Origin of the sequence: Janibacter terrae NBRC 107853, assembly GCF_001591405.1 — a bacterium.
GTDB lineage: Bacteria > Actinomycetota > Actinomycetes > Actinomycetales > Dermatophilaceae > Janibacter > Janibacter terrae.
In genome coordinates this window covers 40,789-52,092 of the sequence record NZ_BCUV01000006.1, presented here as the reverse complement: position 1 = coordinate 52,092, position 11,304 = coordinate 40,789, and the positions used below count along the sequence as shown (strand labels likewise).

Below are 11,304 nucleotides of genomic sequence, written 5' to 3'. Positions count from 1 at the left end.
CCACTGCAACGTCGTGCCGACCGACCAGTCCCGACCCAGGAAGTCCTCCTCATGAACCAAGGCTCGCAGACCGCCAGCCTGCTCCTCCTCGTCCTGCCGCTGGTCCTCATCGGATTCATGCTCTGGTCCGCGCGCAGGCGGCAGAAGACCATGGCGGAGTTCTCCGCCTCGCTGCAGGTGGGGGACGAGATCTTCACGACCTCCGGGATCCTCGGTCGGATCACCGAGCTGGACACGGACCGGGTGCGCCTCGAGGTCGCGCCGGGCACCGTGCTCACGCTCGACCGTCGCGCCGTGGGCATGAAGGCGGAGCCGACCGGGCCGACCGGGCCGGTCGACGACCAGGCCGGGCAGGGCTGACATGGCGGAGCGTCGACGCACGCGGGACGTGGCCCGCAAGGACCACGCCAAGCGCACCCTGATGTGGCTCTTCGCCATGGTCGTCGTCATGACCGGTGCCCTGGGCTACGGCGTCCTGCAGAAGGACGCGAGCTGGGCCCCGCGCCTCGGACTCGACCTCGCAGGGGGCACCCAGATCGTCCTCGAGCCCCGCGTCGGCGGCGGCGGGTCGGTCTCCCAGGAGCAGCTCGCCGAGGCGCGCGACATCATCGTGCAGCGCATCGACTCGCAGGGCACCACCGGCGCCGAGGTCACCACGCAGGGTGACTCCAACATCGTCGTCGCGATGCCCGGCACCCCGACCAAGGAGCAGGAGGACGCCATCGCGGCGTCCTCGCAGATGCAGTTCCGCCCGGTCCTGGCCACCGACATCGGCAGCCCTGAGCTCCTCCAGCCGCAGCCCTCCGCGACCGGCTCGGGCTCTTCGAGCCCGACATCGGGTGCCGCGGAGCCGAGCGGGAGCTCGACCTCCCCGCGGCCCAGCGCCAGCCGCAGCAGCGAGACCTCTGCATCCCGCGACCGTGCCCGCACCGCGGCGACGACGTCCCCGAGCACCAGTCCCAAGAGCACCAGCAGCAAGAGCACCAGCAGCAAGAGCACCAGCGCCGCGCCCACCGAGGCGCCCACGCAGGGCTGGACGCCGTCCGGCAAGCCCACCGGCCCATTGGACCCCAACAACATCACCCCCGAGGTCTGGAAGCAGTTCCAGGAGCTCGACTGCTCCAAGCCGCCGGAGCAGCGTCCCGACACCAAGACCACCGAGCCGATCGTCGCCTGCAAGCAGGACGGCTCGCTGAAGTACGTGCTCGGCCCGGTCGTCGTGGCCGGTACCGAGATCGCCGACGCCGAGGCCGGCTACCGGGTCGGCCCGCAGGGCCAGCAGACCAACGAGCCCGAGATCTCCCTGACCCTCACGAGCAAGGGTCGCGGCGAGTACGGGGACATCTCCACGAAGATGGTCCAGCTGCCCGGGCTGTCCCCGGCCTCCCCGACCAACCCGCCCGGCTCCTACAACGCCCTCGCGGCGGTCCTCGACTCGCAGGTCCTCATCGACCCCGGCTTCAACGAGGCGATCCCCAACGGGCAGGCGAGCATCTCCGGCTTCCCGATCGAGGAGGCGCGCGCCCTCGCCAAGTCGCTGAAGTTCGGCGCACTGCCGCTCTCCTTCGACGTGCAGACCCGTCAGGAGATCAGCCCGACGCTCGGCTCCGAGCAGCTGCGCTACGGCGTCATCGCCGGCATCATCGGCCTCTTCGTCGTGCTGCTGTACTCGCTGCTGCAGTACCGCGCGCTGTCGGTCGTCGTCATGGGGTCGATGCTCATCGCCTTCGGCATGACGTACCTGTCGATCGCCCTGTTGGCGTGGGGGTACAACTACCGTCTCGACATGGCCGGCGTGACCGGCCTGATCATCGCCATCGGTGTCACCGCCGACAGCTTCATCGTCTACTTCGAACGGGTGAGGGACGAGCTGCGCGAGGGACGCAACCTGCGCGCCGCCGTCGAGGCCGGCTGGGCCCGCGCCAAGGGCACGATCCTCGTGGCCGACGGCGTCAACCTCATCGCCGCCGTCGTCCTCTACGTCCTCGCGAGCTCGGGCGTGCGTGGCTTCGCCTTCACGCTCGGCCTCACGACGCTCATCGACCTCATCGTCTTCTGGCTCTTCACGCACCCGCTGCTGACGATCCTCGCGCGCAACAAGTTCTTCGCGTCCGGTCACCCGTGGTCCGGCTTCGACGTCGACACCCTGCGTGAGGTCAAGCTGCGCTACCGCGGCCGGGGGCAGGTGGACGTCCCGCCCGCAGTGTCCGCCGCCGAGGGGAGCGTGTCATGAGCAGTCGGATGGCCCAGTGGGGCAACGACCTGTACACCGGCGACCGGTCGATCAACTTCGTCGGCAAGTCCAGGACCTGGTACATCATCTCGGCCGTGATCATGGCCGTCGCCGCCCTCGGGTTCCTCGTGCAGGGGCTCAACCTCAGCCTCGAGTTCACCGGTGGCTCGGAGTTCCGCGTCGCCACCTCGGGTGCGCCGGCCGACTACGAGGACGAGGCGACCGCCGCGGTCCGCGAGGTCGCCGGCAACGCCGCCTCCGCCAACGTCTCCACCCTCGGCGGGACGACGATCCGCGTCCAGACCGAGGAGCTCGACGGTGACCAGGCGCGCGAGGTCGCGCAGCAGCTCGCCACGACCTTCGGGGTCGAGAGCAACAAGGTCAGCTCCAGCTTCATCGGCCCCTCGTGGGGTGCCTCGGTGAGCCAGCAGGCCCTGCGCGCGCTCGTCGTCTTCATCATCATCACGACGGCGCTCATGGCGCTGTACTACCGCAACTGGAAGATGGCCGTCGCCTCGATGGTCGCCCTCGCCCACGACATGCTCATCACGGTGGGCATCTACACGTGGACCGGCTTCGAGGTCTCGCCGGCGACGCTGATCGGCTTCCTGACCGTCCTCGGCTACTCGCTCTACGACACGGTGGTCGTCTTCGACCACGTCAAGGAGAACACCCGAGCGGCCTTCCAGAACAAGCGCTCGACCTTCGCGAACGCGGCCAACCTCGCCGTCAACCAGACGCTCGTGCGCTCGGTCAACACCACGGTCATCGCCGTGCTGCCGATCCTCGCGGTCCTGGTCATCGGGTTCGCCAAGCTCGGTCCGGGCACCCTCCTCGACCTCTCGCTCGCGCTGTTCATCGGCATGACCGTGGGCGCCTTCTCCTCGGTCTTCATCGCGACCCCGCTCCTGGTGGACCTGCGGCGCAAGGACCCGGAGGTCCTCGCCCTCGACAAGGCCGCGGCCAAGCAGCCGGTGCGGACCCCCCTTCGCGAGTCCGTGCCCGCCGGCGCCGCGCCCACGACGACGAAGGGGGCGACCCCCGCCGCCTCCACGTCGGCGCCGAGCACGTCGGTCTCGTCGAGAGATGCGGAGCCGGTCGCCGGGGAGACCCCGCAGACCGTCACCGGTCGCGCCGTGCACAAGTACGCCCAGTCGGCCGGTCCGCGCAACCAGCCGAAGAAGACGCCGCGCAACCGACGGGGCAGCCGGTGAGCCGGACCCCGATGGAGCAGCGGATCCTCGTCGCGCTGCGGGACGTGCCCGACTTCCCCGAGCCGGGCGTGACCTTCAAGGACATCACCCCGCTGCTCGCGGACGCGGCGCTCTTCGCGGACGTCGTGCGGGCGCACGCGCGGCCCTGGCACGGCCGGGTCGACCTCGTCGCCGGTCTCGAGGCCCGCGGCTTCATCTTCGGGGCCGCGGTGGCCCTCGAGCTGGGCGTCGGGTTCGTGCCGGTGCGCAAGGCGGGGAAGCTGCCGGGGACCACCGTGGGGCTCGACTACGCGCTCGAGTACGGCTCGGCCAGGATCGAGGTCCACGAGGACGCGGTCGCCGCGGGCTCGCGGGTCCTCGTCGTCGACGACGTGCTCGCGACCGGGGGCACCGCGCGCGCGGCGTGCGAGCTCCTCGAGTCCTGCGGGGCGGTCGTGCCGGCGGTGGAGATCCTCGTGGAGATCGCGGTCCTCGACGGGCGGGCAGCCCTCGTGGGGCGTGACGTCCGGGCGCTGGTCACGGTCTAGGCTCACTCCATGAGCGAGCGCAGCACGGGCAGCGGAGGCGGGTTCTCACCCCGCTCGCTGGCGCGCGCCTCGCTCGCACGCATCGGCAGTGGTCGCGCCCCGACACCCGGTGTCCTCGACCCGCTGCTGACGATCGTGCGGCAGTCGCACCCCAAGAGCGACCTGTCGATCATCGAGCGCGCCTACGAGGTCGCGGAGCGCGCCCACCGTGGCCAGGTGCGCAAGAGCGGTGACCCCTACATCACCCACCCGCTCGCGGTGACGACGATCCTCGCCGAGCTCGGCATGACGCCGGTGACCTTGGCCGCTGCCCTCCTGCACGACACGGTCGAGGACACCGACTACAGCCTCGACGACCTCGAGGCCGAGTTCGGCGCCGAGGTGGCCAAGCTCGTCGACGGCGTGACCAAGCTCGACAAGGTCACCTACGGGGAGAGCGCCCAGGCCGAGACCGTGCGCAAGATGATCGTCGCGATGGCCCGCGACATCCGCGTCCTCGTCATCAAGCTCGCCGACCGGCTCCACAACGCCCGGACCTGGCGCTACGTCTCGGCGGCGTCGGCGCAGCGCAAGGCGCAGGAGACCCTCGAGATCTACGCGCCGCTGGCGCACCGCCTCGGCATGAACACCATCAAGTGGGAGCTGGAGGACCTGTCCTTCGCCACCCTGTACCCCAAGGTCTACGAGGAGATCGTCCGCCTCGTCGCCGAGCGTGCCCCGGCCCGCGAGGAGTACCTCGCGACGGTCCGCGCCCAGGTCGTGCTGGACCTGCGGGAGGCGCGGATCAAGGCGACGGTGACCGGCCGCCCCAAGCACTACTACTCCGTGTACCAGAAGATGATCGTCGGGGGTCGGGAGTTCGGGGAGATCTACGACCTCGTCGCGGTCCGGGTGCTCGTCGACACCGTCCGTGACTGCTACGCGGCCCTCGGGGCGCTGCACGCGCGGTGGAACCCGCTGCCCGGGCGCTTCAAGGACTACATCTCCCTGCCGAAGTTCAACATGTACCAGTCCCTGCACACGACCGTGATCGGTCCGCAGGGCAAGCCGGTCGAGATCCAGATCCGCACCCACCAGATGCACCGCCGCGCCGAGTACGGCGTCGCCGCGCACTGGAAGTACAAGGACCAGGCGCGACCCGACGGCGGCAAGGTCGACGACGGCCAGATGGGCGAGATGGCCTGGCTGCGCCAGCTGCTCGACTGGCAGAAGGAGACCTCCGACCCGAGCGAGTTCCTCGACTCGCTGCGCTACGAGATCAAGACCCAGGAGGTCTACGCCTTCACGCCCAAGGGGCAGGTCATCGCCCTGCCTGCGGGCTCGACCGCCGTGGACTTCGCCTACGCGGTGCACACCGAGGTCGGGCACCGGTGCATCGGCGCCCGGATCAACGGCCGCCTCGTGCCCCTGGACTCGCCGCTCGAGAACGGTGACGCCGTCGAGGTCCTGACGTCCAAGGCCGAGGGCGCCGGGCCGTCGCGGGACTGGCTGAACTTCGTGCGCTCGGCGCGCGCCCGCAACAAGATCAAGCAGTGGTTCACCAAGGAACGCCGCGAGGAGATGATCGACTCCGGCAAGGAGGCCATCGCCAAGGTCGTGCGCAAGCAGAACCTCCCGCTCCACCGGCTGGTCACCGTCGAGAGCCTCACGGCGGTCGCGAGCGAGCTACGCCGCCAGGACGTCGACGGCCTCTACGCCGCGGTCGGCGAGGGGCACGTCTCCGCCCAGCACGTCGTCGAGCGGCTCATCGCCGCGGCCGGCGGCAAGGAGGGGGCGACGGAGGACCTCGCCGAGGCCACGCTGCCGGGACCGGTCGGGCAGCGCCGCAGCCACGGTGACCCGGGCGTCGTCGTCAAGGGCATGGACGACCTGTGGGTCAAGCTGGCGCGCTGCTGCACGCCCGTGCCCGGCGACGAGATCATGGGCTTCATCACCCGCGGCAACGGCGTGTCCGTCCACCGGGTCGACTGCCCCAACGCCGACTCCCTGCAGAAGGAGTCCGAGCGGCTCATCGAGGTCGAGTGGGCACCGAGCAGCTCGAGCCTCTTCCTCGTCCAGATCCAGGTCGAGGCGCTCGACCGCGCGGGGCTGCTGTCGGACGTGACCCGGGTCCTGTCGGAGTCCGGGGTCAACATCCTCTCGGCGGCCGTGCACACCTCGCGCGACCGGGTGGCCGTGCTGCGGTTCACCTTCGAGATGGGCGAGGTGGCGCACCTCAGCCACGTGATGCAGCAGGTGAAGCGGATCGAGTCGGTCTTCGACACCTTCCGCATCACCGGAGGCAGCTCCAGGGGCTGAGGGGCGCGTCAGCCGCCGAACTCGTCCAGGCCCTTGCGTGCCTGGTCCAACCACGCCTGCTGGGCGTCGATCTGCTCCTGGATCTTCGCGGCGCGGGAGGTATCCCCCTTCGCCTCTGCCGTGGCGAGGTCGTCACGCAGGTCGGTGACCCTGGACTCGAGCTGGGCGACCATCGAGGCGGCGCGGGCGGACAGCTCGGGGTTGGACTGCGACCACTTCTTGTCCTCGGCGTCGCGCACCGTCTGCTCGATGCGTCGCATGCCCTTCTCCATCCGGTCGATGTCGGCACGCGGGACCTTGCCCGCGGCCTCCCACCGCTCCTGGATGTCCCGCAGTGCGGCCTTGGTCTTCTCGAGGTCCTTGACCGGCAGCAGCGCCTCGGCCTCGGCGAGGATCGCCTCCTTGACCTGGAGGTTGCCGCGGTGGGCCTCGTCCTCCTTGGCCGCCTCGGCGTCCTTGGCGTTGAAGAAGGTGTCCTGGGCGCTGCGGAAGCGCTCCCACAGGCGGTCGTCGTCGGCACGGCCGGCGCGGCCGGCCCGGCGCCACTCGTCCATCAGGCGCTTGTAGGCACCGGCGGTGGCATTCCAGTCGGTGGAGGTGGAGAGACGCTCGGCCTCGGTGGCCAGCTCCTCCTTCGTCGCCTTGGCGTCGCCGCGGGTCTGCTCGACGTGCGCGAAGTGGGAGCGACGCGCCTTGTCGAAGCCGTTGCGGGCCTTGGAGAACCGCTGCCACAGGGCGCCCTCGACGTCCTTGTCCAGACGGACCTTGCCGCGCTGATGGGCCTTCCACTCGTCGAGGAGAGCGCGCATGCGGGCGGTGGACTGCTTCCACTGCACCTTGTCGACGGGTTGGGCGGCGATCTGCTCTGCCTCGGCGACGAGCGCCTCGCGCTCCACCGCTGCGGCCTTCTTGGCCTCGGCGCGCACGGCGGACTCGGCCTCGCGCTTGGTGGCCAGGCCTCCCTCCAGCTCGGCGATGAGGGCGGCGAGGGCCGGCAGGTCACCGACGACGTTGGGTTCCTGCGCGTGCTCGCGCAGGGACTTCAGGCCGTCGGCCAGCTCCTTGGCGGAGACGTCGGGGGAGTCCAGGCGGTGGCGCAGGAGGGTGGCGGAGGCGAAGAGCTCGTCGTACTTGCGGGCGAAGTACTGCAGGGCCTCGTCCGGCGTCGCACCGGGGTAGGAGCCGACCTCGCGCTCGCCCTCGCCGTCCTTGACGAAGACCCTGCCCTCCTCGTCCGCGCGGCCGAAGGCGGCCGACGCGGAGTGGTCGTTGGTCACCGTTGGGACCTCCGCAGCGGGGGTCGCGGGCGGCCGGGGAGCCATGCGGGCCAGGGCCGCAGGCGAGGGCGCCGAAGGGCGCGGGGCGTTGGTCTCGTCACTCACAGGCTCGAGGTTACCCATTCGCGGGGGAGGAGCGGGGGCGCACGTAGGGTTGGACCGTGCTGACCATCTCGTTCCCGGCGCAGGCGTTCGGGACCAACTGCTATGTCCTGGCGGATGCTCCCGGTGAGGAGTGCCTCATCGTCGACCCCGGGATCGGGATCGAGGAGACGCTGCGCGAGGTGCTCACGGAGCACCGGCTGAAGCCCGCTGCCGTGCTCCTCACCCACGGGCACGTCGACCATGTCTTCTCCGTGACGCCGGTCTGCGGCGGTGAGCTCGCGGCCTACATCCACCGCGACGACCGCTACCGGCTCGTCGACCCGCTCGGTGGTTCGTCGCTCGGCCCGCAGCTGACGGGGATGCTCGAGCAGCAGTTCGGCAAGCGGGTCACCTGGCGCGAGCCCGAGCGTGTCGTGGAGGTCACCGACAGCGAGACCGTGACGGTCGCCGGCCTCGACCTCGAGGTCGTGCACGCGCCAGGCCACACGGAGGGCTCGGTCATGTTCGCGACGGGCCGGGTGCCCGAGGGCATCCCCGCAGAGGCGGAGGTGGACCGGACGCTCATCACGGGCGACGTGCTCTTCGCCGGGTCGATCGGCCGCACCGACCTGCCGGGCGGGTCGCACGAGGCGATGCAGGACTCCCTTCGTCGGGCCGTCCATCCGCGCCCCGACTCCAGCCTCGTCCTGCCCGGACACGGACCCGCGACGACGCTGGGCCGCGAAAAGGCGACCAACCCGTACCTGCAAGGACTGTCATGAGCACCCCCCGCGCCACCAAGGTCACCCCGCTGTCGGGCTTCCCCGAGTACCTGCCCGAGCAGCGGGTCGTCGAGCAGCACTTCATCGACGTCATCCGCAGCACCTTCGAGCTGCACGGCTTCCCGTCGATCGAGACCCGCGCGGTCGAGCCGGTCGAGCGCCTGCTCGGCAAGGGCGGCGACGCGGACAAGGAGATCTACGGGATCCACCGCCTCGCGGAGGACGAAGGGGGTGCCTCCGGTCGCGAGTCCGAGCTGGGGCTGCACTTCGACCTCACCGTGCCCTTCGCGCGCTACGTGGTCGAGAACGCCGGCCGCCTGAACTTCCCCTTCCGGCGCCACCAGATCCAGAAGGTCTGGCGCGGCGAGCGCCCGCAGGAGGGCCGCTACCGCGAGTTCACCCAGTGCGACATCGACGTCGTCGACGTGGGGGAGCTGGCGCCGCACTTCGAGGCCGAGATGCCGCTGGTGATGGCGGAGACCTTCGCGAAGCTGCCGATCCCGCCGATGGTCATCCAGGTGAACAACCGCAAGATCCCGGAGGGCTTCTACCGCGGCCTGGGCATCGAGGACGTCGCGGGGACGCTGCGCACCGTCGACAAGCTGGACAAGATCGGCCCGGACAAGGTCGCCGCCCTCCTCGTCGAGGCCGGGCGGACGACGGAGCAGGCACAGGCCGTGCTGGCGCTGGCCGAGATCCGCACGCAGGACACCTCCTTCGTCGACCGCGTCCGCGCGCTCGGGGTCGAGCACCCGCTGCTCGACGAGGGTCTGGAGGCCCTCGCCGCCGTGATCGACACGGGGGCGGCCGCCGCGCCCGGCGCCATGGTCGCGGACCTGCGCATCGCCCGCGGTCTCGACTACTACACGGGCACGGTCTACGAGACCCAGCTCGTCGGCTACGAGTCGTGGGGTTCCTTCTGCTCCGGCGGCCGCTACGACGAGCTGGCGAGCGACGGCAAGAACACCTATCCCGGCGTCGGCATCTCCATCGGCCTCTCGCGCCTGCTCGGGCTGCTCCTCGGCAAGGGCCTGGTCGGCGCGAGCCGCAAGTCCCCCTCCGCGGTCCTCGTGGCCGTGACGGACGAAGGGAGCCGCCCCGCCTCCGTCGCGGTCGCCACGGCGCTGCGTGCCCGCGGGATCCCCTGCGAGGTCGCCCCGGCCGCGGCGAAGTTCGGCAAGCAGATCCGCTTCGCCGAGCGGCGCGGGATCCCGTACGTGTGGTTCCCCGGCGCCGGTGAGGGAGACGGCGACCAGGTCAAGGACATCCGCTCGGGCGAGCAGGTCGACGCGGACGCCGCGGCCTGGGAGTGCCCGGCGGCGGACCTGCGCCCCCAGGTCGTCGCGCTGGGGGAGTAGCCCGCGACGCTCAAGAGCGCAGACGGCGCCAGGTCCACTCTCGGCCCCGCAGGTCGACGTCCTGCCGGAGCTCGCCCTCCGGGTGCCAGGTCACCTCGCTCGACGGGGGAGGCCGCCGGCGCGCGCCGTCGCGGGCCAGCAGGTCGGCGGCCGGCCACGACAGGTCGTCCGGTTCACCGACCGCCGCCGGTCCGGTGTCGGGCACGATGGCCAGGCGGTAGCCCACGTGCTGCAGGAGCGTGTCCGCCTTGGCCAGCGCCAGGGCCGACGCATCGCTCTCCGCGCGCCCGAGAGCGGCCCTGCTCCATCCCAGCTCCGCCGCGAGCTGGCGTTGGGTGAGCCGCCTGAGCCGGCGGAAACGACGGCTGACCAGCCCTACCCGGCGGCTGAGGACGAGGCCCCGCCGAGCGGCTGCCATCTCGGCTGACTTCGCCGGCAGAGCGTGGCCCCGCGCCGGTCCCGGTACGAGCGGCTCGGGGACCTCCGGCCAGTAGAGGCAGATCAGACAGTCCACGCAGTCGTCGGGCTCCCGGCAGATGTCGCAGTCCGTGGGACAGACGATGGGGGGCTGCGCAGACGAGTCCGGCGACGGCGGCTCGGGCGGCGGCGGGTCCATGCCGACCAGCCTGCCCCGGACGCGGTGCTGTCGGCTGGCAGCGACGCCACCTGTGGACGGACGGGTCCGGCCCGGCGGGACTGGGGATCGACATCTCGAGACCATGGTCCCGCTCGGTCCCGCTCGGTTCCGCTCGCTGTTCGACACTGCTCCGTACTCTGGGCCCGCGTGCTCAGAGTACGGAGCAGTGTCGAAGGGCTCGATGAACCAGGTGTGCGCTCAGCGCGCGTCCGGGGGACGGAGGCCGCAGGCGGCGAGCTCGAGGCCGGCGAGCTCGCGGATCGTCTCGGTGTCGCCGCGGCGCCAGGCGCCGGCGGGGTCGGGGCTGATCCGCGCGAGGCGTTGGAGCGGCTGGTTGGCCATCGCCCGCAGGGCGAAGAGGTCGAGGTCGTCCACGGAGTCGACGAGCGACTGTGCGGCGGTCGCGCGGCGCACGAAGCGCAGGCGCGCGGCGAACCAGAACGCACCGACGATGACGACCGGGGTGAGAGCGGTGACCCATCCCAGGGTCGTGGCGAGCCGCTCGACGGCGTCGACGAGGTCGCGCCCGGCGTCCTCGATGCTTGTCCCGGCGCCGGCCGCGTCCCGGAACGGCTCGGCCACCCGGTCGTCGAGGAGCGGCAGGTCGTCCACACCCTCGCCCGCGGTCTTCAGCCGTTCACGGAAGCTGCTGCCCGCATCCTGGAGCCGGTGGCCCGGCTCGGCGAGGGACAAGGCCGAGTCGTGGACGGCGTGACCGACCTTGGCCCACAACAGGATCCACGCGACCATCAGCAGGTCGGCGAGGACCTGGCCACGACGACGGGCCGGGAGATCCGCATAGAGCTTCATGCGGGCCATTACACTTGCCCGCAGTGGCCCAGGCCACCCGTGGGCACAACGGCGTGCCCGCGGTTCAACACCCACCGCGCCACA

Annotated in this window: 10 protein-coding genes; 7 read left to right on the top strand and 3 right to left on the bottom strand. The window is 71.2% G+C overall.

Annotated features, from left to right (window positions below; genetic code table 11):
• Positions 1–51 precede the first annotated feature (51 nt).
• Genes yajC through JT1_RS05510 form a run of 5 tightly spaced genes read left to right on the top strand, consistent with a single transcriptional unit; the run spans position 52 to position 6,272 of the window.
• Positions 52–360, top strand: coding sequence for a preprotein translocase subunit YajC (gene yajC, locus JT1_RS05530; RefSeq protein WP_068324417.1), 309 nt, complete (start codon positions 52–54; stop codon positions 358–360).
• 1 nt (position 361) lies between these two features.
• Entirely contained in the window at positions 362–2,233 is a 1,872-nt protein-coding gene (secD, locus tag JT1_RS05525) for a protein translocase subunit SecD (RefSeq protein WP_068324414.1), read from the top strand.
• Positions 2,230–3,447 carry a protein translocase subunit SecF gene (gene secF, locus JT1_RS05520; RefSeq protein ID WP_255218265.1) on the top strand — a complete coding sequence of 406 codons (1,218 nt, stop codon included), beginning with the start codon at positions 2,230–2,232 and terminating at the stop codon, positions 3,445–3,447. The genes secD and secF overlap by 4 nt, the downstream gene beginning before the upstream one ends.
• Positions 3,448–3,458: 11 nt before the next feature.
• Entirely contained in the window at positions 3,459–3,974 is a 516-nt protein-coding gene (locus JT1_RS05515) for an adenine phosphoribosyltransferase (protein WP_068324405.1), read from the top strand.
• A gap of 9 nt (positions 3,975–3,983) precedes the next feature.
• On the top strand, positions 3,984–6,272 hold the full coding sequence (locus JT1_RS05510) for a RelA/SpoT family protein (protein ID WP_068324402.1): 2,289 nt from the start codon (positions 3,984–3,986) through the stop codon (positions 6,270–6,272).
• 8 nt (positions 6,273–6,280) lie between these two features.
• Here JT1_RS05510 and JT1_RS05505 read toward each other — a convergent pair whose 3' ends face one another.
• Positions 6,281–7,654: a DUF349 domain-containing protein gene (locus tag JT1_RS05505; protein WP_255218263.1), complete on the bottom strand. Its 1,374-nt coding sequence runs from the start codon at positions 7,652–7,654 to the stop codon at positions 6,281–6,283.
• 56 nt (positions 7,655–7,710) lie between these two features.
• On the opposite strand from JT1_RS05505, the gene JT1_RS05500 reads away from it, so the two are divergent.
• Positions 7,711–8,415: an MBL fold metallo-hydrolase gene (locus JT1_RS05500; protein WP_068324399.1), complete on the top strand. Its 705-nt coding sequence runs from the start codon at positions 7,711–7,713 to the stop codon at positions 8,413–8,415.
• A complete protein-coding gene (hisS, locus tag JT1_RS05495) occupies positions 8,412–9,773 on the top strand; it encodes a histidine--tRNA ligase (RefSeq protein ID WP_068324396.1) in 1,362 nt (453 codons plus the stop codon). Before JT1_RS05500 ends, hisS begins: the two co-directional genes overlap by 4 nt.
• 10 nt (positions 9,774–9,783) lie before the next feature.
• Here hisS and JT1_RS05490 read toward each other — a convergent pair whose 3' ends face one another.
• Both JT1_RS05490 and JT1_RS05485 read right to left on the bottom strand, forming a co-directional pair.
• Positions 9,784–10,191, bottom strand: coding sequence for a helix-turn-helix domain-containing protein (locus JT1_RS05490; RefSeq protein WP_169701870.1), 408 nt, complete (start codon positions 10,189–10,191; stop codon positions 9,784–9,786).
• A gap of 417 nt (positions 10,192–10,608) precedes the next feature.
• Positions 10,609–11,220 (bottom strand): hypothetical protein, encoded by a 612-nt coding sequence (locus tag JT1_RS05485; protein WP_068325391.1) that lies wholly within the window; start codon positions 11,218–11,220, stop codon positions 10,609–10,611.
• Between the last annotated feature and the right edge of the window lie 84 nt (positions 11,221–11,304).